Source organism: Halorubrum gandharaense, from assembly GCF_054654575.1.
This window is the reverse complement of record NZ_BAAIET010000001.1, coordinates 485,099-507,964: the sequence shown is the minus strand read 5'-3', so window position 1 is coordinate 507,964 and position 22,866 is coordinate 485,099. Positions and strand designations below refer to the sequence as shown.

At 64.4% G+C, this 22,866-nt stretch carries 16 protein-coding genes; 10 read left to right on the top strand and 6 right to left on the bottom strand.

All coding sequences use genetic code 11. From position 1 onward, the window contains the following. Positions 1 to 34: 34 nt before the first annotated feature. Positions 35 to 1,063 carry an NAD-dependent epimerase/dehydratase family protein gene (locus ACYQ07_RS02425; protein ID WP_459876883.1) on the top strand — a complete coding sequence of 343 codons (1,029 nt, stop codon included), beginning with the start codon at positions 35 to 37 and terminating at the stop codon, positions 1,061 to 1,063. 384 nt (positions 1,064 to 1,447) lie between these two features. Here ACYQ07_RS02425 and ACYQ07_RS02420 read toward each other — a convergent pair whose 3' ends face one another. Further along, on the bottom strand, positions 1,448 to 1,798 hold the full coding sequence (locus ACYQ07_RS02420) for a hypothetical protein (RefSeq protein WP_459876880.1): 351 nt from the start codon (positions 1,796 to 1,798) through the stop codon (positions 1,448 to 1,450). 111 nt (positions 1,799 to 1,909) lie between these two features. After that, positions 1,910 to 2,953: a zinc-dependent alcohol dehydrogenase gene (locus ACYQ07_RS02415; protein ID WP_459876877.1), complete on the bottom strand. Its 1,044-nt coding sequence runs from the start codon at positions 2,951 to 2,953 to the stop codon at positions 1,910 to 1,912. Between the two features lie 97 nt (positions 2,954 to 3,050). Between ACYQ07_RS02415 and ACYQ07_RS02410 the strand changes: the two genes are divergently transcribed. Then, complete coding sequence (locus tag ACYQ07_RS02410) at positions 3,051 to 3,824, top strand: SDR family NAD(P)-dependent oxidoreductase (RefSeq protein ID WP_459876874.1); 774 nt, start codon at positions 3,051 to 3,053, stop codon at positions 3,822 to 3,824. 56 nt (positions 3,825 to 3,880) lie between these two features. Further along, complete coding sequence (locus ACYQ07_RS02405) at positions 3,881 to 5,398, top strand: glycoside hydrolase family 43 protein (RefSeq protein WP_459876870.1); 1,518 nt, start codon at positions 3,881 to 3,883, stop codon at positions 5,396 to 5,398. 155 nt (positions 5,399 to 5,553) lie between these two features. Here the strand turns inward: ACYQ07_RS02405 and ACYQ07_RS02400 are convergent, their stop codons facing one another. Then, positions 5,554 to 6,792 carry a mandelate racemase/muconate lactonizing enzyme family protein gene (locus ACYQ07_RS02400; protein ID WP_459876867.1) on the bottom strand — a complete coding sequence of 413 codons (1,239 nt, stop codon included), beginning with the start codon at positions 6,790 to 6,792 and terminating at the stop codon, positions 5,554 to 5,556. A gap of 109 nt (positions 6,793 to 6,901) precedes the next feature. Further along, positions 6,902 to 8,266 carry a glucuronate isomerase gene (gene uxaC, locus ACYQ07_RS02395; RefSeq protein WP_459876865.1) on the bottom strand — a complete coding sequence of 455 codons (1,365 nt, stop codon included), beginning with the start codon at positions 8,264 to 8,266 and terminating at the stop codon, positions 6,902 to 6,904. 222 nt (positions 8,267 to 8,488) lie between these two features. Between uxaC and ACYQ07_RS02390 the strand changes: the two genes are divergently transcribed. Then, positions 8,489 to 10,741: a glycoside hydrolase family 3 N-terminal domain-containing protein gene (locus ACYQ07_RS02390; protein ID WP_459880194.1), complete on the top strand. Its 2,253-nt coding sequence runs from the start codon at positions 8,489 to 8,491 to the stop codon at positions 10,739 to 10,741. 190 nt (positions 10,742 to 10,931) lie between these two features. Here the strand turns inward: ACYQ07_RS02390 and ACYQ07_RS02385 are convergent, their stop codons facing one another. Continuing rightward, positions 10,932 to 12,755: an ABC transporter substrate-binding protein gene (locus ACYQ07_RS02385; RefSeq protein WP_459876862.1), complete on the bottom strand. Its 1,824-nt coding sequence runs from the start codon at positions 12,753 to 12,755 to the stop codon at positions 10,932 to 10,934. 294 nt (positions 12,756 to 13,049) lie between these two features. Here ACYQ07_RS02385 and ACYQ07_RS02380 point away from each other — a divergent pair, with 294 nt between their 5' ends. The 6 genes from ACYQ07_RS02380 (at position 13,050) to ACYQ07_RS02355 (ending at position 20,615) form a co-directional block, all read left to right on the top strand. Further along, positions 13,050 to 14,114: an ABC transporter ATP-binding protein gene (locus tag ACYQ07_RS02380; protein ID WP_459876859.1), complete on the top strand. Its 1,065-nt coding sequence runs from the start codon at positions 13,050 to 13,052 to the stop codon at positions 14,112 to 14,114. After that, positions 14,107 to 15,261 (top strand): ABC transporter ATP-binding protein, encoded by a 1,155-nt coding sequence (locus ACYQ07_RS02375; RefSeq protein ID WP_459876856.1) that lies wholly within the window; start codon positions 14,107 to 14,109, stop codon positions 15,259 to 15,261. The genes ACYQ07_RS02380 and ACYQ07_RS02375 overlap by 8 nt, the downstream gene beginning before the upstream one ends. A gap of 62 nt (positions 15,262 to 15,323) precedes the next feature. Then, complete coding sequence (locus tag ACYQ07_RS02370) at positions 15,324 to 15,599, top strand: hypothetical protein (RefSeq protein WP_459876853.1); 276 nt, start codon at positions 15,324 to 15,326, stop codon at positions 15,597 to 15,599. Between the two features lie 105 nt (positions 15,600 to 15,704). Continuing rightward, a complete protein-coding gene (locus ACYQ07_RS02365) occupies positions 15,705 to 17,783 on the top strand; it encodes an ABC transporter permease subunit (RefSeq protein WP_459876850.1) in 2,079 nt (692 codons plus the stop codon). Between the two features lie 102 nt (positions 17,784 to 17,885). Continuing rightward, on the top strand, positions 17,886 to 19,067 hold the full coding sequence (locus ACYQ07_RS02360; protein WP_459876848.1) for a mandelate racemase/muconate lactonizing enzyme family protein: 1,182 nt from the start codon (positions 17,886 to 17,888) through the stop codon (positions 19,065 to 19,067). 75 nt (positions 19,068 to 19,142) lie between these two features. After that, positions 19,143 to 20,615 carry a family 4 glycosyl hydrolase gene (locus tag ACYQ07_RS02355; RefSeq protein WP_459876845.1) on the top strand — a complete coding sequence of 491 codons (1,473 nt, stop codon included), beginning with the start codon at positions 19,143 to 19,145 and terminating at the stop codon, positions 20,613 to 20,615. A 61-nt stretch (positions 20,616 to 20,676) separates the two neighbouring features. Here the strand turns inward: ACYQ07_RS02355 and ACYQ07_RS02350 are convergent, their stop codons facing one another. Further along, a complete protein-coding gene (locus ACYQ07_RS02350) occupies positions 20,677 to 22,758 on the bottom strand; it encodes an alpha-glucuronidase family glycosyl hydrolase (protein ID WP_459876843.1) in 2,082 nt (693 codons plus the stop codon). Positions 22,759 to 22,866 lie beyond the last annotated feature (108 nt).

Genomic DNA, 22,866 nt, shown 5'->3' with positions numbered 1-22,866 from the left:
AGGGGTTTACGATGGACGCGTGTGAGAACCCGGCATGGACACGCTCATACTTGGCGGGACGGGGGTCATCAGCACGGGGATCACGCGCGGCTTGGTCGCCGCCGGCCACGAGGTCACCGCGTTCACTCGTGGTGAAACGGACGCGACGGTTCCGGAGGCAGTGTCGTTCGTCCACGGCGACCGGAACGACGAGAGTGCGTTGCGCCGTGCTCGGGATACGGCCGATCCCGACTGCGTCATCGACATGGTGTGTTTCACGCCGGAGCAGGCGCGGACGGCGATCGACGTCTTCGGGGGCGCCGTCGAGCAGTACGTCTTCTGTTCGACCGTGGACGTGTACCGCCGACCCGTGTCGTCGTTCCCGACAACCGAGGACGCGCTCCGCGAGTCGGAAACGGACGAGCCGCCAGTAAGCGAGTACGCCGCAAACAAAGCGGACGCGGAGGACGTGTTTCAGGAGGCGCACGGCGACGCCTTCGCGACGACGATCATCCGACCCTGGAGCACGTACGGCGAGGGCGGCCCGGTGCTCCACACGTTCGGCACCGGGAGCTACTACATCGACCGCATCCGCTCGGGGCTGCCGATCGTCGTCCATGGGGACGGCACTTCGCTATGGGGGCCGTGCCACCGAGACGACGTTGCCGGCGCGTTCGTCGGCGCCGTCGGGAACACGGACGCCTACGGCGAGGCGTATCACGTCACGAGTGAGGAGACGATGACGTGGAACGACTACCATCGAGGGGTCGCCGCCGCGCTCGATGCGCCGGAGCCGGAGCTGGTCCACGTGCCGACCGACGTGCTTCGGCAGGCGTTTCCCGAGCGGACGGAGATGCTGGACGCGCACTTCCAGTACTCGACGCTGTTCGACAACACGAAGGCGCGCCGCGATCTCGGATTCGAGCACACGGTCGGGTTCGAGGAGGGGATCCGACGGACGGTTGCCGACATCGACAGGCACGATGGCGTCGAGCCCGCGGACAGCGCGCCCGACGACGCGTTCATCACGGCGTGGCGGGAAGCGACCGCCGAGCTCGTCGGCCAGTTTTCGTCGCCCGCGTGAGGAAGTCCGGGAGCATTCAAGCGGCAGGCTCTGCGTTCCACAAACGGTCCTGTCCGTTCCCCTCCCGAGAACAGCCCAACAGAGAAAAACGAGATACGCAGACCGATTCCGGAGCGAAAAGGTGACATGGGGGCAGACGGTCTCCCGCTACTCCATTACATACCTACATCCGTAATATTCAGAGGAATGACAACAAATTCTTCTACAGAGAACTATATTCTCCTTTGGATTATTATGCCCACTCATAGAGAACATACTACTCGATATACAGATCGTATTGCCCAAACTATTCTCTATATCTGAGTCTAATTCCCTACTGGAGAATTTGAAAGTGCTATAGTTGGCCCATGTTTCACCACTCCAGGCTACCGACCCACCGTGCCACTAGAGGTCCCCCTTCGCGTCCCAGATGGCCGTGAGCATATCAGCGAACACCGACGCACGGAGTGGTCGACCATCCTCATCGACGGCGTCCGCATCGACGGAGCGCAAGTTGTCCAGGAACTCTTCGTCGTACGTCATGTCGGTCACCGTCTCGGCGACATCGAACGAGAGACGGCCGCCCTCATCCGTGTTGAGCCAGGCAACCGTTTGCTGGCGGTCGTCGTACTCCACGGTGTACGTTTCCGTACCAACGGCAGAGACAACGGATTCCAGCTCACCGATCGTGACGCTCTCCGTTTCCGTTTCGAGGTGGAGAACACCGTTTCGGATGACTGGTTCGTAACGTTCCATATCTATGTCTCTCGTCCGGGTTCGACTTAAGCGTCCGGGGGATCGCTGTTCAACCGTTTTGCAGCAGCGTCATCTCGCCCAACGGAATTTCCGTCGGCATGGAGTCACTCGTCAGTCACGAAGCTTGGACACGTCAAAGACCGGCTTACAGGTCCCTCCACTGACGAACGTCTCGAACGCTTCGTTCGCATCAAGGATGGAGAACCGGTCGTCCAGGAACGCCTCAGCGTCGACATCACCAGAATCGATCAGTCGCAGTGCGTTCTCGAAATCCCGGTACGTCGACGCGTACGAGCATTGTAAGTCGATTTCTGCACGCACCAGCGGAGAGTACGGCATCGTCGTCTCACCGGTCTGGCCGATAAGGACGATCTGACCGCCCTTTCGCACCTGTTCAACAGCGGACGTGAGTCCGGACGGGTGGCCAGTTGTATCGAAGACGACATCGTAGCCCACTCCGCCCGTAAGTTCCTCATTACGTGCGTCGACATCGGCTTCGGCCACGTTGATCGTCTCGAATCCGAGCTCCTCAGCAAGGGGAAGACGATACGCCGAATCCTGTCCAACCCCGGAGACGACGACCTCTCCACCCTGCGCTCGAGCGACCTGTGCGGTGAGCAGACCGATCGGCCCCGGCCCCTCTACGAGCACGCGTGTGCCGGCACGAACCCGCGAGTTGTGGATAACGGCCCGAGTGCCGATGCTCGTCGGCTCGACCATCGCGGCATGACGTTGGTCAACGCTGTCCGGAACCGGATGCAGGGCATGTTCGGGAACGGCAAGGTATGGTTCGTAGGCGCCGTCGTGGTCGACACCGGTGATAACGGCGTTTTGACAGACGTTCGGCTCACCGATCTCGCACTGATAGCAGTCTCCACACCCACGAATGGGGCGCTCGACGACGCGATCTCCGATCTCGAACTTCGTGACATCGTCACCAACCTCGACCACGCGTCCGGAGTACTCGTGACCGATGACCGTCGGGAGTTCCATCCGCTCGAACGCCGACTCGTACTCGTAGATGCCGGCGTCGCTTCCGCAAAGCCCGGCATAGTCCACCTCGATAAGGGCCTCGTTGGCCGCGATCGTTGGTTTTGACCGGTCGATGAGCTCCATTGCACCGTGGCCAGGGCTGACCTTGGCTAATCCACGCATACCTGAGCCTCGTCATCCGCCCGTTTAAATCCAACTGGTAGTGGTCACCCCGCGTGGTTCCAGAACAATAATACGGACAACGACGGACAGTAGCGATATGGTTGCCTATGAGCATACGCCGGTGACAGTCAGCGGAAAACGTGCGGTCGTCATCGGTGGGACGAGCGGTATCGGTCAGGCTATCGCGCTTGGATTCGCCGCTGAAGGAGCAGACGTGATTGCGACCAGCCGGACCGAAAGCGCTGTCGAGGAGACGGCGAGCGCGATCGAAAAACGAGGAGCGAATACCGCTCGCGTCACGTGCGACGTGACCGAGCCGGAAACCCTGGAATCGGTGCGTGAAACCGCGGAAGACACCTTCGGCGGGATCGACATCGTCGTCGCGTCACAGGGGGCGATCTCCCGAGAAGCGGTCACGTCGATCAGTGACGAAGAGTGGGATTTCGTCACTGATGTCGCCCTGGGTGGTGTCCGACGGATCACGCAGACGATGGCACCCGCAATGGACGACGGTGGCTCCATCGTGAATATCTCCTCGCTCGCCGCTCGCCTCGCGATGGCCGACCTGCCCGCCTACACCGCGGCGAAGGGTGGCGTGGAGGCGTTCACGCGCGCGGCGGCGAAGGAGCTCGCGCCCGAGATCCGTGTCAACGCGATCGCGCCGGGGTTCGTCATCACCCCACAGAACGAGGAGACGTACGCCGAAGGGACTGAAAAGCGGACGGCCATCGACGACCGCGCCCTGCTCGGCCGAGTCGCCGACCGTGAGGAGATCGTCGGGGCAGCGATCTACCTCGCGAGCGACGCGTCCTCGTACGTGACCGGCGAGGTGCTCACCGTTGATGGCGGGTTTGCGGATAGTGCATTCTGACGCTCCGCGGATGGCACCAAGGGAACGTTCTTAATGTTCCAGTGAGACGGGCCGATATGCGTTTTGAGAACCCGGTCCGTCCCGGACTTGATCCGGATCCGTCAGTGTGTCGCGTCGGAGAGGAGTACTATCTCGTGACGAGCTCGTTCGAGTACGTGCCCGGCCTTCCGCTGTATCGGAGCGAGAACTTGGTCGACTGGGAGCACGTCGGCCACGCGCTCACGCGTCCCGAACAGCTTCCGTTGGAGAACGCGGAGTCCTCGAAGGGGATCTTCGCGCCAACCATCCGTCACCACGACGGCCGGTTCCACATCGTCACGACGAACGTCTCCGACGGCGGGCACTTCCACATCTGGGCGGACGAGGCGACCGGCGAGTGGTCCGATCCGACGTGGATCGACGCGCCGGGGATCGACCCGGACCTGTTCTGGGACGACGGACAGGCGTACTTCACGTATCGCGCCGGCGAGGAGGGGATCGTCCAGGCACCTATCGACCTCGACACCGGTGAGCTCGGGGAGCGACGCGAACTCGTAAATCGCCTTGCAGGCCCGTTCACCGAGGCACCGCACCTCTATGAGGTCGATGGCATGTACTATCTCGTGGTTGCGGAGGGCGGCACCCACAAGCGCCACATGGTCTCCGTCGCCCGCGCGGAGTCCCCCACGGGCCCGTTCGAACCGTGTCCGTCGAACCCGATCCTCACGCATCGCAACGAGAGCGGGATGTTCCACCCGATTCAGGCTGCCGGCCACGGCGACCTCGTGCAGGCGCACGACGGGTCCTGGTGGATGGTGTTTCTCGGCATCCGCCAGCACGGCGGCCACCCCGGCTGGCATCATCTCGGCCGCGAGACGTACCTCGCACCGGTGACGTGGGAGGACGGTTGGCCCGTGGTCAACGGCGGCGAGCCCGTCGACACGGAGATGGACGTTCCGGACACCGACCTCGAACGCGTTGACGACCCGCCAACGCGTGAGGGAGACCTGCTCGACGCGGAGACGCTACCGCCGGCGTGGAATCACCGGTTTCAGCCGGAGTCCGAACGCTACACCTTCGATGCGGGAACGCTCTCACTGACCGGCAGTCCCCGAACGCTCGACGACCGGCGCCCGACGTTCGTCGGCGTGCGCCAGCGAGCGTTCGACTGTCGTGTCGACGCACGGATGCAGTTCGATCCGTCGGACGGTTCAGGCGCGGAAGCCGGGATCACGGCACTGTACGACGAGGATCACCACTTCGACCTCGGCGTTCGGGAGGTCGACGGCGACCGCCAGGTCCAGCTCCGTCTCCGAATCGGTGACGCCAGTGAGGTCGTCACGAGCCAGCCGATCGAGGATGGGCCCGTTACGCTGTGGGTCGACGCGTCGACCGAACGCTACCGCTTCGGCGTCGGATCACCGGACTCGGAACCGCTCGGAACCGCCCGCTCGAAGTACCTCGCGACGGAGGTCGCCGGCGGGTTCACCGGGGCGTATCTCGGCGTCTATGCGACTGGTCACGGCGAGGAGTCTGAAAACGAGGCGTCGTTCGAGCGCTTCGAGTATCGCGAAGCCGCGTCGGCGGACGACTGACGAGGTCGCCCGCGGGCCGCAGATTGCCATGCCGACGCGACCGGCGTCGCGCCGACGAGTAAGGGTGATGAGAGGGTGTGCCGGCGTGCGCCGGCTCGGTGAGGCTTACGCCGGATCGAACGCCGGCCGACTGCGTCGGCCGAGCACGACGAGCCTTACGCCTCGTCGAACAACGTCTCACCCTCGACCATATGCTCCTCGACGGCGTCGAGGTTCAGCGTCAGGCCGAGCCCGGGCTTTTCGGGCACTTCCATGCGCCCCTCCTCGATGAGGTTGTCCTCCTCGACGAGGTCCTCCCACCAGTCGAGCTGGTAGGAGTGGTACTCGACGGCAAGCGAGTTGGGGATGGCGGCGGCGACCTGCGCGGACGCCATCGTGCCGATGGGCGAGGAGACGTTGTGCATCGCAACCGGGATGTAGTACATCTCGGCGATGTCCGCGATCTTTCGCGTCTCGCGCATCCCGCCGACGCGCGGCAGGTCGGGAGCGACGATGTCGACGGCCTGCGGCTCCAGCAGCGTGCGCTGGCCGAAGCGACGGTAGACGTTCTCGCCCACCGCGATGGGCGTCGTCGTCGACTGCGTCACCTGCTGTTGGACGTCGTGGTTCTCCGGCGGAACGGGGTCTTCCAACCACCACACGTCGTACTCCTCGAGCTCGCTGGCGAGCCGCTTTGCCGAGCCGGCGGTGAACGACCAGTGGCAGTCGAACGCCACGTCGGCACGGTCGCCGACGCGCTCGGTGACCGCCTCGACGATCTCGACTTTGTGGTCGATCTCGGGGTTCCGCAGGTGGCGGTTCGCACGGTCCTTCTCGTGGCCGGAGGGAACGTCCAGGTCGAACTTGATGGCGTCGTAACCGAGCTCCTCGACGACGCGTTCACCCTCGTCCGCACAGGCGACGGGGTCGGCCTCGTTCTCCGTGTGGAGGTCACAGTACACGCGGACCTCGTCGCGGTACTTGCCGCCGACCAGCTGGTAGGCGGGCACGTCGAGGATCTTGCCGGCCACGTCATGTAACGCGATCTCGATGCCGGAGATGGCCGAGATCACCTTGCCGGAGATCGACCCTTCGCCGGACATCTTCTGGACGAGATGCTCGTAGAGGCGGTCGATGTCGAGCGGGTTCTCCCCGATGATGAACGGTGCCATCCGCTCGATGATGGCGTCGTCGCCGCCGCCCCAGTACGCTTCACCCGTCCCCACGAGCCCGGCGTCGGTGTACACGCGAACGAGGATCCATGGGTAGTTCCCGTCGACCATCGTGGTCTGTACGTCGGTGATCTCGACGTCGCGCGCGGCGCCGCGGTCCGCCGTCAGGTCCATCGTCTCCGAGGAGAGGTCGCGCATCGTGTACTCCGCATTCGGGTCGTGTAACTTCCGATAGTCGGGCATACGATCCGCAATTATCGTCCGGGTACATTACAGTTGCCATGTGCACACTCTTCGCACCTACGTCCCCAACTCCGACCCGAAAATGGGGACGACGGCCCGCCGAGCCCGCTCAGAAGTCGTACAGCTCGACCGGCCGGTCGTACGCGACGTGCTCGACCAACTCGCGGGCACGGTCCATGGGGATCTGGCCCCGTTCAACGCCGCGCCCGACGGCATTCGCCAGCGACCGGCGGAACACCTCGAACCGCGAGCCGTACGAGAGCAGCTTGCGGGAGTCGCTGACCATCCCGGCGTGCGTCCACAGCGTGTCGACGGTGCCGACGTACTCCAGCTGCTCTTCGATGCCGTGTGCGCTGTCGTTGAACCACCAGGCCGGGCCGACGCTAACGTTCGGGAACACGCGCGCCAGCGTCGCGACCGTCGGGTAGTGGGACGGGTCCAAACAGTAGAGCACCACGTCGAGCTCGCCGTCGAAGGCGTTGAGGAAGTGGCGGAGGTTTTGCTCGATGTCCACGTGCTGCGTGGAAACGTCGCCGCCGGCCGCCGGCCCAAGCGACTCGTAGAGGTCCTCCCGGTAGTTGCGCACCGGTCCGAGGTGGAACTGGGTCACCCACCCCTTCTCGGCGTTCCACTCGCCGAGACGTTCGAGCAGGTACGCCTGCAGGTCGCCGGCGGCCTCCTCATCCACGGACTCGCCAGCACGAAGCCGATCGAACACCTCCTTGGCACGATCCGCAGTAACCGGCCGCGAGACCGGCGCCTGGACGCCGAGGTCCGACGCCCGACAGCCGTGCTCTGCAAAGCGGTCGTGAGTCGTTTTCAGTGCAGCGATGTACCCGTCGAGGTCGGCGGTTCCGATGCCAGTCGTGTCGGCCAGTTCGTCGGCGACCGTCGGCCACTCGGGGTCGTCAACGCCGAGCACTCGGTCGGCACGCCATGTAGGGCGAACGTCGACGCCGTCGACGGCGTCAGCGATGTGGGCGTGGTCCCCGAGCGAATCCGTCGGATCGTCGGTGCTGCAGACGACCTCGACGTTCATCTCGCGAAGCAGCTCCTGCGGGCGCATCTCGTCGCGAGCCAGTTGGTCACGCGTCTCCACCCAGATGTCGTCGGCGGTCGCCGGCGAGATCCGCTCGTCGATGCCGAAGCGACGCTTGAGATCGAGATGTACCCACTCGTAGGTCGGATTGCCGGCGATCTTCGGGAACACCTCGGCGAGCGCGTTCCACTTCTCGCGGTTGCTGGCGTCGCCCGTGATCAGGTCCTCCGAGACGCCGAAGTTCCGCATCAAGGCCCACACGTAGTGGTCGGTCGCTCCCTCGACTTCCCACACGTCGCTCCACCCCTCATTGGCGGCGATCTCCGCCACGTCAGCGTGGCTGTGTGGATCAACGATCGGGCGGTCGCGGATGGCGTCGTACAGCGTTTTCGCACTCTCCGTCTCCAGCAGATACTCCTCACCGAGAAAGTCCATGGCTTGGCTGGATGTTGGACATCACGCGCTTAAATCTATGGAGAGGAGGGGATGGCTCGCCGGGGCACCAACGGCTGCCCGAACACGCAGAGGGGAACACGAGACCGAACTACTAAGAGGGATCATGCTGAGTGACCACTCGTGACAACCGAATCGGCCACTCCCACGTATCTGGACGACGACGCACCGACCGACGCGCGCATCGACGACCTACTCGACCGGATGACGGTCGCCGAGAAGGCGGCCCAGCTCGGGTCGGTCAATGCGGACCGGATCCTCACCGAGGACGGCGAGATCGACTGGAACGCGGTCGACGACCATCTCGGTGACGGGATCGGTCATCTCACCCGGATCGGGGGCGAGGGGAGCCTCGATCCGGAACCCGCCGCCCGCGTCACCGAGCAGTTACAGGAGTACCTCATCGAGGAGACGCGACTCGGCGTCCCCGCCATTCCCCACGAGGAGTGTCTGAGCGGGTATATGGGTCCGGAGGCGACCACCTTCCCGCAGATGATCGGGATGGCGAGCACCTGGAATCCGGACCTGTTGGAGTCCGTTACGACGGCGATCCGTGGCGAGCTTCAGGCGATCGGCACGGTACACGCGCTCTCTCCCGTACTTGACCTCGCCCGCGATCTCCGGTGGGGGCGCGTCGAGGAGACGTTCGGCGAGGACCCCTACCTCGTCGCCGAGATGGCTCGCAGCTACGTCGACGGGCTACAGGGCGACGGCATCCACGACGGCATCTCCGCGACGCTCAAACACTTCGCCGGCCACGGCGCGACCGACGGCGGGAAGAACCGCTCGTCGCTCGCCACCGGACCACGGGAGCTTCGCGAGCTCCACCTGTTCCCGTACGAGGCGACCATCGACGCCACGGACGCCGAATCCGTGATGAACGCGTACCACGACATCGACGGCGTCCCCTGTGCGAGCTCCGAGTGGCTCCTGACGGACGTGCTTCGCGGAGAGTTCGACTTCGACGGCACCGTCGTGTCGGACTACTACAGCATTGATCTCCTCCGTGAGGAGCACGGTGTCACGGCGACCGATCGCGACTCCGGCGTCGCTGCACTTGAGGCAGGGATAGACGTCGAGCTCCCGTACACCGACTGCTACGGCGACCACCTCGTTGAAGCGGTCGAGCGCGGCGAACTCGCCGAGGAAACCCTCGACGAGTCGGTCCGCCGTGTGCTCCGCATGAAGTTCGAGAAGGGCGTCGTCGACGAGTGGAGCGTCGATCCCGAGACGGCCGCCGACGCGTTCCAGACGGACGCCTCCGTCGACCTCGCCAGAACGGCGGCCGAGGAGTCGCTCGTCCTGCTGAAAAACGAGGACGACCTGTTGCCGCTAACGGACGCCGACTCCGTGGCCGTCGTCGGGCCGAAAGCCGACGACAAAATGGAGCTGCTCGGCGATTACGCCTACGCGGCCCACTATCCCCAAGAGGAGTACGCCTCGGACGCCGTGACGCCGCTTTCTGCACTCAGCGAGCGCGCTGAGGAAGAGGGACTCGACATCACGCACGCACCCGGCTGTACCACGACCGGCCCGGAGACTGACCAGTTCGATGAAGCCACGGCGGCAGCAGCCGACGCCGACGTTGCGGTCGCGTTCGTCGGCGCCCGCTCGGCCGTCGACTTCTCCGAAGTCGAGGACGCCAAACGCGAGCGCTCCAGCGTCCCGACGAGCGGCGAAGGCTGTGACGTGACGGACCTCGATCTTCCCGGCGTCCAGGAGGACCTCGTCCTCCGGCTGACCGAGACGGACACGCCCGTCGTGGTCGTTATCGTCAGCGGAAAACCGCACTCGATCGAGGCGATCGACGAGAAAGCGCCGGCGATACTCCACGCCTGGCTCCCCGGCGACCAGGGTGGCCCGGCGATCGTCGACGCGCTGTTTGGCGACATCTCGCCGGGCGGCCGGCTTCCCGTCTCCGTGCCAAAATCCGTCGGGCAACTGCCGGTGTACTACAACCGCAAGCCCAACACTGCGGCCAAGGAGTACGTCTACACCGACGCCAACCCGCTGTACGCGTTCGGCCACGGCCTCACCTACTCGACGGTCGAGTACGGTGAGGTCGAGGTCAGTGCCGAGACGATCGACCCGATGGACACCGTCACCGTCTCCGTCCCCGTGACGAACGCCGGCGACCGAGCCGTCGACGAAGTGGTCCAGCTGTACTCACATGCCGAAACGCCGAGTCTCGCGCGCCCAGTACAGGAACTGCTGGGGTTCGATCGCGTCTCGCTTGACGCCGGCGAGCGCCGCACCGTCACGTTTGAGGTGAGCGCAACCCAGCTCGCGTTCCACGACCGCAACGTCGACCTCGTCGTGGAGGACGGCGACTACGAGCTCCGCGTCGGCCGCGCTGCAGACCGGATTGAGGACGCCGTGACGCTGACCGTCTCCGAGACGAAGCCGGTGCCGCGAACCGGCCGACGGTACTACACCGCGACCGCCGTCGACGAGTAACGCTGGCGAGCGTCGGCTCGCTGCGAGCCGGTGCGGCGCGACTCCGTTTTTCCGTCCAACTGCTAGCGGGAACCCTCGCGGTCGTACAGTTGTACTGTTCAAAAATGGCGGGTACGATGGAGTCGTCAACGACGACGACTGACAGCTCGAACTGCGGTCGTTCTGGTCGTGGTGCGTCTGCTGGTCCGAGTTACTCGGGCTGGAGACCGTTCTCGATCAGGTAGTGGGCGATCCGGTTCGAGGTGAGCCAGTCGTCGGACTCCAAGTCGAAGTCGTAGCCGCCCGCGTCGACCCAGTAGTGCTCACTCCACGGGAAGACCATCGCACCGGGGAGCAGTTGGTTGTGCGCCCACGCCAGCGCGGTCGAGTGCTCGACCAGCTCCTCGTCGTTCGCGGCGGTCCGGACCCCAGCGAGTTCCTCCTCGAGGTCGATCTCGACGGTGCTGCCGTCGGGGTTCCCGATCTCCGGCACCTCGACGACGGAGTCGAACAGCGGACGCTCGGTGAGGATCCCGCGGTCGGGATTGTTGAGCTCCTCGTCGAGATCCGAGTACGCGTGGTAGTCACGCGCCATCCCGTAGTTGAGTTGGACCGTGAGGTCGAAATCGTTGTCCGCTTCGACCTCGGACTGCCAGGTCGGCATCTCGTCGATGTAGTGTTCGACGGTGATGCCGAACTCGTTGAGGTTGTTGGCGACGATCTCCGAGTGGTCCGCGAACCAGTCGCCGACCGGGAAGTTGAGCTCCCACTCGTCCCCGTCCGGGGTGAGCCATTCGCCGTCCTCCTGCGTGAACCCGGCGTCCTCGAGCAGTTCCGTCGCGCGGTCGAGGTCCCGGGGCGCGTAGTTCGCCATCTCGTCCATCACGTCGTCCTGGATGAAGTGCTCGGCGTAGCCGAAGTCGATGCCGGCCGAGAGCGTGTCCACGGGCGTCCCGGGCGCGGTGACGTTGACGATGTTCTCGAAGTCGACGGCGTACGAGATTGCCTTCCGGACCTCGGGGTAGTCGCGGATGTACTCGTCCTCAGCTCCGAAGAGGATCGCGAACGACTGCCCGGAGAACGACACCGGCGGCTCGTCGTACCTTTCGGGGAGATCCTGAAGCGTCGGGTCGTTGTGCCGCCACGTTACCTCTTCAGCCCGGAGCCCAGGTTCTTCCTCGTACTCGCCGTGACGGAGGTAGAAGTCCCACTCCGCCGCCGCCGGGTGGTTCTGGTTCGGAACCTGGTCCGCGAACTGCTCGTTCGCCTCGGCGAACATCAGCGGTCCCGAGTAGAGCACTTCGTTCCACTCCGGCGCGAAGTCAACCACGTCGCGCTGGACGGCCTCGATCTCGTCATCGGTCTCCGCCTCGTCGAACCGCTCGACGAACCCGCCGTACTGCTCGTGGCTGACGTGAAGCAGCGTCTCCGCCCACGCGTTCATCCACAGGTCCTCTTCGAGGTCCTGAAGCTCGTCGACCAGTTCGATCTCGAACGCGTACTCCCCGTCGGTACGGATCCCGGTCTCGATGTCGACGTAGTCCTGAAGCCCCAGCCCCATGTAGCTGTTGAGCTTCATCGTCGTGACGAAGTCCTGGGCCGTGATGTCGCTCCCGTCCGACCACCCGTACTCGTCGCTGATCTCGACCCGGGTGATCCCGGTGTCCCGGTTGACTTCCCAGTCGTCGGCGACGCGAGGAATGAACTCCCCCTCGCCGGTGTGATAGACGGCGAGGTACTCGAAGCTGAACTCCTGGAGGTCGCCCGCGTTCCACTGGGTGTGATACGGGTTGAAGATGTACTCGGCACCGAACGGATTGGCCGACCCGCCGGGGACGAGCTCATTCATCGTCTCCTCGTAGTCCTCCGCATAGTCGGCATCCACCTCGGCCGTTCCGTCCTCGAGCGCGTCAGGGACGCCGTCATCACCGTCATCGCCGAGACAGCCCGCGAGGGAGCCGACTCCGGTCGCGCCGGTCAGTGCGATCGCCTGTCTTCGTGAAATGTACCTCTGCGGATCGGTATTGTCTGGCATCATCTTAATGTGCGAATCATACATGATAAATCCTCCGGGAAATGTAACTATTTTAATATTATTTCCGTCATCCGGGGCTGGCGCGTACGGATCATCATCTCATCCTCTGCCGGCGCCACGAACACCGGAGCCGAAAGGGGCCTCCCTCAAGGTGGCACGCGAGCGCGTCAGGAGCTCCGATGGAAGAACATTTATAATGAAAAACCGATATTGGGTGTGTATGGCAAGTGTATTGAGACCGATCGGTCCAGAGACGCTCGACTGTTCGGCGGCACCCGACCGGACGTGAGTTCCATGTCCAGTTACTCACGCGATAGCGCTCACACGGACCGCGCCAGCTCCGGCGATCCGGTGATAACCGTTCGGGACGCGAACGTCCGTTTCGAGATGGATAAGGGTACCTCTCACGTTCTCAAAGACCTCAATGTGGAGATCGAACGCGGGGAGACGCTCGGCGTGGTCGGCGAGAGCGGGAGCGGGAAGTCGATGTTCGCGGACTCCCTGCTCGACGCCGTCGTCGACCCGGGGATCCTCTCGGGAGAGATCACGTATCACCCCCCCGATGGCGAGCCGGTGAACGTACTGGATCTCAAACCGTGGGAGCTCCGCGAGCTCCGGTGGGAGAAGATCTCGATGGTGTTCCAGGGCGCGATGAGCGCGTTCAATCCGACGATGGACATCGGAGAACACTTCGAGGAAACGCTGGACGCGCACGGCTGGGACAAAGAGGAGGGACTCGAACGCGCACACGAGCTCTTCGTGGACCTCCATCTCGAACCGGAGCGAATGCTGAATTCGTACCCACACGAGCTCTCCGGCGGGCAGAAACAGCGGGCGCTCATCGCGCTCAGCCTGATCCTAGAACCGGAGGTACTGGTCATGGACGAGCCGACAGCGGCGCTCGATCTGCTGATGCAGCGGTCGATCCTCAACCTGCTGTACGATATCAAGGACAAATACGACCTCACGCTGGTGTTCATCAGCCACGACCTCCCGATCGTCTCCGGGTTCGCCGACCGGCTCGCCGTCATGTACGCCTTCGAGTTCGCGGAGATCGGTCCGGCCCGAGAGCTTCTTGGTAACGCCTCACACCCGTATTCTCGGGCGCTGTTGAAATCGACGCCGAACCTCGACACGCCGCTCGACGAGATGCGTGCCATCGAGGGAGAGAGTCCCGATCCCGTGAGCCACCTCTCCGGCTGTTCGTACCATCCTCGCTGTCCGATCAGCGACGAGGTCTGTGAGGAGAAGGACCCGCACTACTACGACGTCTCCGACGAGCACGCGGTGCGATGTCACTACTGGGAGGACGCCGACGAGGCCGTCGAACTCGTGTTCAGGGGTGATTCCGATGAGTAAGCGCTCCGACCCGGTCATCTCGGCAACCGACCTCGAGGTACACTTCGAGGACAGCTCGGTCGCCGATTCGATGATCCCGGAGTGGATCAGCAAGCGTCTGGGCGTCACCGCCGATCCGCCGGTTCGAGCGGTCGACGGCATCGATCTCGATCTCGGCTCGAACGACGTGATTGCGCTCGTCGGTGAGTCGGGCTGCGGGAAGACGACGCTCGGAAAGGCGCTGGTCGGGCTCCAGCGACCCACGGGCGGCTCGATAAAGTACCGCGGCCACGACGTGTGGGACGTCCGTGAAGGGAACTCGGATGCTGACATCACGTTCGAGGAGATCCGTCGAGCGCTACAGATCATTCATCAGGACCCCGGTGCGGCACTGAACCCGTACCGGACGGTGCTGGAGAACCTCGCCGTTCCCCTCAAGCGATGGCAACCACAGCTCAACCACGAGGAGCGGCGGAGTCGGATCCTCGGTATGTTGGAGCGGACCGGGATCAGCCCGCCGGAGGACTACTCGAAACGGTACATTCACCAGCTGTCGGGGGGGGAACAACAGCGGGTCGCACTGATCCGCTCGCTGCTCGTCGAACCCGACGTCATCCTCGCGGACGAGGCGGTGAGCGCGCTCGACGTCTCGTTGCGGATCGGCGTCATGGACCTGTTCCTGGAGATGCAGGACCTCTTCGACACGTCGTTCGTGTTCATCAGTCACGATCTCGCGAACGCACGCTATCTCGCCGGGAAATCCGGAGGGCGGATCGCCGTGATGTATCTGGGCGAGATCGTCGAGATCGGCACCGCGGACGAGATCATCAACGATCCACAGCATCCCTACACGAAGGTGCTCCAGTGGGCGACGCCGGAGCTCGACCCGGATCGTGCCCAACAGGCGATGCGGGAGTCACCGCCCGTTCGGAAGATCGACATTCCCGACGCGACCAATCCCCCGTCAGGGTGCCGTTTCCACACGCGGTGTCCCGAAGCGCGCGAGGTCTGTCGAGAGGAGACGCCCGAGCTCTACACCACCGCGCCCGACGACGCCCACCTCACCAAGTGTTACCGGGAGAACGAGACACACGAGTACTGGAACAGCCGGGAACTCGACGACGAGGACCTCGACGCGGAGCCGCCGACGGCAGACCCGTCCAACTAACGAAGTCGGTGGACGGGTTTTCAACCACATCATTAATATAGGAAGACCGCCATCCCTGAATCATGCTAGATGTCTACATGGAGCGTTTCGAGCATCCGTACCTGTTGTCGCTGGTTCCCCTTGCGGGACTCCTGTTCGTCTGTGGGATGCTCGTCGAGATACTGTTCGTCGCTGGGATGGTCACAGTGATCGAGGGAGCGGACCTAGTGGCCGGGTTCTTCGGCCTGTTCATGGCGGTTCTACTCATCATCTGTTCGCTGGGATACTTCGCACTCTACACGATGAAATTCAGCACGGACGCGATACACCGCTGGCGCGTCCGCGACTCCGAGGCGTAACGGCGTTCCGTCGGGATCGGTTTCGCCGTTCGGCTCGCCTTCTAACGTCCTGTCAGCGATGACGCATACATAATATTTAATAAGGCCAAATCATACAGAACTATCATGGTTAACTGGCTCGTCAGGCGAATCGGGCAAGCGGTGCTTACCGTATTCGTCGTCTTCCACCTCACATTCGCTTTGATCCGGTTCATGCCGGGGAACCCCTTCGACGCGATGTTGGCACAGATGCTCGAACAGTATCCGGGCGATCCGGCGACGGCTCGACAGATCGTCCAGCTCCACCTGAACATGAACCCGGAGCAACCCCTGTACGTCCAGTACATCGAGTATATGACGGCGCTTTTTCAGGGTGATCTCGGATACTCCATGTCGCAGAGCGAGCCCGTCGCGTCGGTCCTCGCGCAGGCGGTTCCGTGGACTCTGTTTTATATGTCGATCGCGATGGTCGTCACCTTCGTCACCAGTATCTGTCTGGGAGCGATCATGGCCTACTACGAGGGGTCGTCCTTCGACTCGGTGATGACCGCCGTCGCCGTCATCGAGAGTTCGACGCCGTACTACGTCGCCGCGCTGCTGCTCTCGTTCGTCTTCGCCTACCAGCTCGGCTGGTTCCCGACCGGAGCACGATATCCCGGCGGCGTCGACGTGGGAATGAATCCCGAGTTCATCCTCGGCGCGCTCCATCACGCGTCGCTACCGATCATCTCGCTCATCGTGACGGGGGCTGCCGCGTCACTCGGAATGCGGGGGAACTCGATCAGCGTGCTCGGCGCCGATCACATCCGCGTAGCACGGCTCCGCGGACTGCCCCCGACCCGGATCGCGCTACGGTACGTGATGCGGAACGCGCTGTTGCCGCTGTACACTGGCCTGCTTCTCACGATCGGGTTCATGATCGGCGGGTCGATCATCCTCGAGGAGATCTTCATGTACCGCGGTATGGGATGGTACATGTTCGAGGGCGTGAACAACCGTGACTACCCGCTGATGATGGGTGGGTTCATGGTGATCGTCATCACGGTCGTCATCACGATGTTCATCGCCGACCTCACCTACAGCCGGATCGACCCGCGGGCGACCGGCGGCGGCGGCAACACGCAGGTGTACGGGAGCTCTACGGGGGTTCCGCTCCGGACACAGGTCAAACGGTACGTGAAGCGCCTCACGGGTCGTCACGAGGGTGGAGCCGCCGTCAGCGACGGTGGAAACCCCCGTAGCGATGCCGACTCGGAGTTCCTGGTTCCCGAGGTGTCACGCGAGGTGAGCCGAGGGGAGGTACTCAGACGGAAACTCGATCGGTCACTCATCGCGCCGCTGCGGATCGTACTCGGCGACTGGCGTGGCGCGTTCGGGATGACCGTCGTCGCGTCGTTCTTCGTCATCGGGTTCATCGGGCCACGGTTCGTGTACAGCCCGACGCGGACGTTCGAATCGTGGATCTCGCCGTTGGACGGAGTCCTCTTACATCCGCTGGGAACGACCAACACCGGGATAGACATCCTCTCGTTGATGGTTCACGGAACGACGCCGGTCCTGATCATGATCATCACCGGTGCCATCGCGACCATCGTCGCCGGGGTCGGGCTCGGGACAGTCGCCGGGTTCCGCGGCGGACGAACGGACCAGATACTGATGACGATCTGTGACATCGTCGTGTCGATCCCGGGACTCCCGTTGATCATCGTCATCGCGGCGATCCTCGAGCCGCGTCACCCCGCGGTCGTCGGACTCGTGCTCTCGGTTGCTGCGTGGGGAGGACTGGGACGGTCGATCCGCTCGGAAGTCCTCAAAGTCCGCAATCAGGAGTACGTCGAAGCCTCCCGCGCGATGGGGGTCGGCACCGCGCCGATCATCCTGAAGGACATCCTCCCGAACATCTGGCCATACGTCCTGATCAATCTCGCCAACCGTGCCCGCGGTATCATCTTCGCCTCCGTGGCGCTCTACTACCTCGGGTTCCTGCCGGTGAGTACCCAGAACTGGGGCGTCGTCCTCAGTAACGCGGAGGAGGCCGGTGCGCTGTTCGCGGTCGGAGAGGTCCACTTCATCATCGCGCCGATGATATTCATCATCGCGCTCTCGATGGGCCTGATCCTGCTCGCACAGGCGCTCGACCGGATCAGCAATCCGCGTCTCCGCGCGCGCCACGCCAAGTCCGTTAGCGACGACGAGTCACCCTGACCACATCGGGGTCATCACACTCCGACTTCCCTCCATTCCTCGCTTCGGACCTCCCTCCATTCGCGGTGTAACCTTATTGTATCCGACTGTGAACACCCGTCCATGACGACGGAGCCCGCCGACCGAGACGTGACGATCACTGACGTACAGACCGCCAGACTCGATTCCGAGTTCGAGTGGACGCTCGTGCGTGTGTACACCGACGCCGGCGTCGCGGGGACCGGCGAGGCCGTGCTCGCACCGGGCGCGGCCGCCTACGTGGAGCATTTCCGTGACCGTCTCGTGGGACAAAATCCGCTGCAGATCGACGCCATCCTCACCCGCTTGTTCGACGGGCACGCGCACGTCGGCGCGATGAGCGGCGTGGGCGTCGCCGCGGTGTCGGCGATCGACATCGCCCTCCACGATCTCGCAGGGAAGCTGCTCGGCGTCCCTGCACACCAACTGCTTGGTGGCAGTCATCGCGACGCAGTTCGCGTCTACTGTGACTGTCACGCCGGTGACCACCTGTACGACGCCGAGGGGGACGACGACTACACGCCGGCGGCGTATGCCGACGCTGCGGAGGAAGTGATTGCGGAGGGGTTCGATGCGGTGAAGTTCGACCTCGACGGTCCGACGCCTCACGACGGTGACCGGCGAAATCGGCATCTCAATGCGAACGCGATCGACCACAAAGCCGAGATCGTCGAGGCGGTCACCGAGCGTGTCGGCGACCGCGCCGACGTGGCGTTCGACTGCCACTGGAGCTGGACGAGCGACTCCGTGCGCCGGCTCTCCAGAGCGATAGCCGACTACGACGTGTGGTGGCTGGAAGACCCCGTGCCGCCGGAGAACCACGACCTCCAGATCGACGTGGCCACGGATGTCGACGTGACGGTCGCCGCCGGCGAGAACGCCTACCGGATCGAGGGCGCTCGCCGGTTGATCGAGAACGGCGGCGTCGACGTGTTCCATCCCGACGTGCCCAAAACCGGCGGGATGTACGAGACGAAGAAGGTCGCCGACCTCGCGAAGGCGTACGCGGTGCCGGTCGCGCTCCACAACGTTGCCTCGCCGCTTGGGACCATGGCAAGCGCGCACGTCGCCGCGTCAGTCTCGAACTTTCTGGCGCTGGAGTACCACGCACGTGACGATCCCGAATGGGGGTCGCTGATCGAGGAGTCCCCGCTGGAGGACGGGCACATCGTCCTGCCCGACGCCCCGGGGCTCGGCGTCCAATTAGACGAGGCCGCGGTCGCCGAGCGACTCGTCGACGGCGAGGAACCGCTCGACCCCGCGTGAACGGGTGACCAGCACTACCCCGTGAGACACCGCCACCCACACCTATTTATCGGATCCTCACAACTGTGTTGTCGAATGCCACGGAGCCTCTCGGCCACGAGTGGGGACAGCAGCACCGCCAGCGGCCTCGACGCCACGGACCTGACCATCGCCTACATCGGCGGTGGCAGTCGTCAGTGGGCGCCGAACCTGATTCAGGACCTCGCGCAGTCGGAGATCGACGGAGAAGTCCGACTGTACGACGCCTACCCGGAGAGCGCCGAGCGAAACGCCGATTTCGGCAACTGGGTCCAAGAGCAGTCGGGCGCGGTCGCCGACTGGTCCTACTCGGCGACCGGCGATCTCGACGAGGCGCTCGACGGCGCCGACGTGGTGATCACGTCGACCCAGTACGACCCCGCTGAAACGTTCGTCCACGACCTCGACATTCCGAAAGAGTACGGGATCTACGGCGCCGTCGCGGCGACCATCGGCCCCGGCGGCGTGTTCCGGGCGATGCGGACGATCCCGCTGTATCGGCAGTTTGCGGCGAAGATCCGCGAGAACTGTCCCGACGCGTGGGTGTTTAATTACACCAACCCGGTCACGTTCGTTACGCGGGCGATGTACGACGAGTATCCCGAGATCAACGCGCTCGGGCTCTGTCACGAGGTGCTCGGCACCCGCCACCGGCTGGCCCATTACGCCGAGGAGTACCTCGACATGGACGCCGAGCGCGACGACGTGTCGGTGAACGTCAAGGGGATCAACCACTTCACCTGGGTCGACGAGGCGCGGTGTAAGGGAGTCGACCTCTGGCCGCTCATCGATGACCTCTCCGAACGCGAGTTGGCCCATCAGGAGTTCACCTACGAGGATCTCGAGGACGCCAGCGTGTTCGACGACAACTGGCAGGTGACCTGGGAGCTGTACCGGCGGTTCGGGATCCTGCCAGCTGCCGGCGACCGTCACCTGATCGAGTACGCCACGTGGTTCATCCAGGGAGGACAGTCGGAGCTGAACCGCTGGGGCGTCAAGCGGACGGGGAGCGACTACCGCTCCAAGCACTGGAACCCCGAGGACTCCGACCAGACGACGGACGTGGAGGCGTGGATGAACGGGGACCGGGAGTTTGAGCTCACGGAATCGAACGAGACGTTCCTCGACATCCTCGGCGCCCTCCTCGGTGACGGTCCGTACGTGACGAACGTCAACCTCCCGAACACGGGACAGATCGACGACATCGAGAACGGTGCCGTCGTCGAGACGAACGCGGTCGTGCGCGCCGGCGAGGTGAAGCCGGTGGTCGCGGGCGGCTTCCCGCGCCCCGTTCGGAGTCTCGTCCAGCGGCACGTCGACACGCAGGAGACGGTTATCGAGGCCTCACGTGACGGCGATGTGGACCTCGCGTACGAGGGGTTCTTCATCGACCCGCAGATCCGCATGCTAAGCCCGGAGGACGCCCGCGAGCTGTTCGCCGAACTGGTCGCCGCCGAGGAGTCGTATCTGGAGGAGTGGAACCTCTCCGAGTCGGAGATTCTCGCCGAGTCGGACGCGTACAGCGTCTAGCACGTCCCAGCAGAAACGGAGACGGCCGAGGTGACGGCGACCGCCGCGTCGGCACCTGCGACTACTCGTCGGCCGGCACGCGACCCTTCTCGTCGGGAATGCCCGCGTACTCGTAGAAGTAGTCGACCAGCGTGTCCCGCCAGCGCTTCGACTGTTCGACCTGTTCGTCGAGCCGCTCGGCCACGTGACGGTGGCGCTCCTCGTCGATCCGGTCGTCGAGCGCCGCCCACCGACCCCGAAGGTCTCGGCTCTGCTCGACGCCGGCGAAACACCGGTCGTAGAGCCGCTGGATGACGGTCGCCCCGTCCGACAGCTCGTGGTCCCACGGAAGGTGGTGGAAGAACAGCAGCAGCTCCTCAGGACAGGTGTCCGGGTCGGCGTAGCGCTCAGCAACCGGGTCGGCGTACTGGCTCACGTAATCGCTGCCCGTGGCGGTGCGGTCGACGCCGATGCCGTCCTCGGCAATGCCGGTGTACTCGGGCCACTCGCGCGGCGACGGGTCGTAGTGATTCTCCAGCACGTCGTTGCCGTTGTACATCATGTGCATCAGCCCAATACCACCCGTCTCGAAGTCGATCACCGCGTCCCAGGAGTCGTGAAGGATGTCGGTGACGGCCTCGACCGTCGTGGGATCGGTGCCGAAGGTGAGCCGCACCCACTCGTCGGTGATCGTCTCCGTGTCGAGGTCCGGGTTCCACACCAGCCGCCCGAACCCGTAGAGGTTCGCCTGTGAGAGGTAGTGGCCGGTCCAGTTGCGGTCCTCTCCGGGACCGCCGACGCCGGCGATCCCCTCGCCGGGGCTGTCGCCAAGCACGTCCTTGACGGGCGTTCCGGGGCCGTCGGCGTGGGTGTCGAACTCCAGCACCTCCTTCCACTGCGGGACGAGATAGCAGGTGAAGACGCCCTGTCCCGTGTACTCCTGGGTGATCTGGAGCTCACAGCCCACGGCGGTGTCGTCCATCGAGCCGAACAGCGTCGAGACGGGCTCGCGCGGCTGGAAGTCGATGGGACCGTTCTTGATCTGGACGGTGACGTTCTCCGCGAACTCCCCGTCGAGGGGCTCGAACGTCTCGTACGCCTCGACGGCGCGGTCGTCGTGGTCGGCGTAGACGAACGCCCGCCACCACACGCGACCGCCGTGTGGCGCCAGCGCGCGGGCAATGACGTTCGCTCCCTCCGCGTGATTTCGGTCGTAGTCGTAGGGGCCGGGTTGGCCCTCCGAGTCCGCCTTCACGAGGAAGCCGCCGAAGTCGGGGACCACGTCGTACACCTCGTCGGCCTTCTCGGCCCACCATTGCTCCACGTCCTCATCGAGCGGGTCGGCGGTGTCGAGCCCGCCGAGCCGCATCGGCGCGGCGTAGTTGACCGAGAGATACGTCGTGATCCCGTATCGGCGGAACACCGTCGCGAGCGCCTCCACCTTCGAGAGGTTCTCGGAGGCGAGCAGCTGCCACCCGTGGCGGCCGGCGGTCGCCTCGTTCTCCCCGGGTCGTGAGGGGATGCCGGTGTTCACGTTGTTGAGCACGATACCGTTGATGCCGACGGACGCGAGTAGCCGGGCGTAATCGAAGTAGCGCTCACGCAGGTCCGGGAGCCGCTCCCAGTCGAAGATCGACCGGCCGCCGTATCCCCGCTCGATCGACCCGCGGAACGGGTTGTCCCAGTGGTTGATCACCCGCTCGGCGTTCGCGGGCTCTTCGGCCACGTCGAGGTCGGTGATCGGCTGCTCCATCGACAGCAGCCGGAGCAGGTGGAACACGCCGCGGAGCACGCCGGCGTCGGTCGGCGCCGTCACCACGAGAACGTCCGTGCCCTCCCAGGTGGCTGTTTTGAGCAGGTAGCCGTCGTCGTCAAGCGACTCGACGCGATCACGGTCGACGGTCTCGTCGATGACGCGAAGCTCGTCGGGGTGACCCATCACGAGGAACCCCTCGACGGAACGGGGCGGGTGCTGCCAGAGGTGTGGTTCGCGGTCGAGCAGCCCCGAGAGCCCGTTGCGAAGCTCCTCGCGAGCGGCGCCGAGCTCGGGGGCGCGGTCCGAGGCGTACACGTGCGTACACAGCCGGCGATACGCTGCGCGCCGATCGTCGTCCCGAACGCGGTCGTACCGCAACCAGCAATCGTCGTAATCCGTGACAGGCATACGCCAAGCGTTACCGTGGTGTGTCAAAATGCTGCCGGTCGCCCCATACCGTCAGCCCACCCCATCGTCGCCCCCGGTCGTTCAATGCGAGGAATATTCCCGAATACC

Excerpts from the sequence above, each read along its gene's own strand:
- uxaC (WP_459876865.1), bottom strand. The coding sequence starts at position 8,266 with ATGGACTTTCTCGGTGAGGAGTATCTGCTGGAGACGGAGAGTGCGAAA.
- ACYQ07_RS02400 (WP_459876867.1), bottom strand. The coding sequence starts at position 6,792 with ATGCCCGACTATCGGAAGTTACACGACCCGAATGCGGAGTACACGATG.
- ACYQ07_RS02350 (WP_459876843.1), bottom strand. The coding sequence starts at position 22,758 with ATGCCTGTCACGGATTACGACGATTGCTGGTTGCGGTACGACCGCGTT.
- ACYQ07_RS02415 (WP_459876877.1), bottom strand. The coding sequence starts at position 2,953 with ATGCGTGGATTAGCCAAGGTCAGCCCTGGCCACGGTGCAATGGAGCTC.
- ACYQ07_RS02365 (WP_459876850.1), top strand. The coding sequence starts at position 15,705 with ATGGTTAACTGGCTCGTCAGGCGAATCGGGCAAGCGGTGCTTACCGTA.
- ACYQ07_RS02360 (WP_459876848.1), top strand. The coding sequence starts at position 17,886 with ATGACGACGGAGCCCGCCGACCGAGACGTGACGATCACTGACGTACAG.
- ACYQ07_RS02375 (WP_459876856.1), top strand. The coding sequence starts at position 14,107 with ATGAGTAAGCGCTCCGACCCGGTCATCTCGGCAACCGACCTCGAGGTA.
- ACYQ07_RS02410 (WP_459876874.1), top strand. The coding sequence starts at position 3,051 with ATGGTTGCCTATGAGCATACGCCGGTGACAGTCAGCGGAAAACGTGCG.
- ACYQ07_RS02385 (WP_459876862.1), bottom strand. The coding sequence starts at position 12,755 with ATGCCAGACAATACCGATCCGCAGAGGTACATTTCACGAAGACAGGCG.
- ACYQ07_RS02355 (WP_459876845.1), top strand. The coding sequence starts at position 19,143 with ATGCCACGGAGCCTCTCGGCCACGAGTGGGGACAGCAGCACCGCCAGC.
- ACYQ07_RS02390 (WP_459880194.1), top strand. The coding sequence starts at position 8,489 with ATGACGGTCGCCGAGAAGGCGGCCCAGCTCGGGTCGGTCAATGCGGAC.
- ACYQ07_RS02405 (WP_459876870.1), top strand. The coding sequence starts at position 3,881 with ATGCGTTTTGAGAACCCGGTCCGTCCCGGACTTGATCCGGATCCGTCA.
- ACYQ07_RS02425 (WP_459876883.1), top strand. The coding sequence starts at position 35 with ATGGACACGCTCATACTTGGCGGGACGGGGGTCATCAGCACGGGGATC.
- ACYQ07_RS02420 (WP_459876880.1), bottom strand. The coding sequence starts at position 1,798 with ATGGAACGTTACGAACCAGTCATCCGAAACGGTGTTCTCCACCTCGAA.
- ACYQ07_RS02370 (WP_459876853.1), top strand. The coding sequence starts at position 15,324 with ATGCTAGATGTCTACATGGAGCGTTTCGAGCATCCGTACCTGTTGTCG.
- ACYQ07_RS02380 (WP_459876859.1), top strand. The coding sequence starts at position 13,050 with ATGTCCAGTTACTCACGCGATAGCGCTCACACGGACCGCGCCAGCTCC.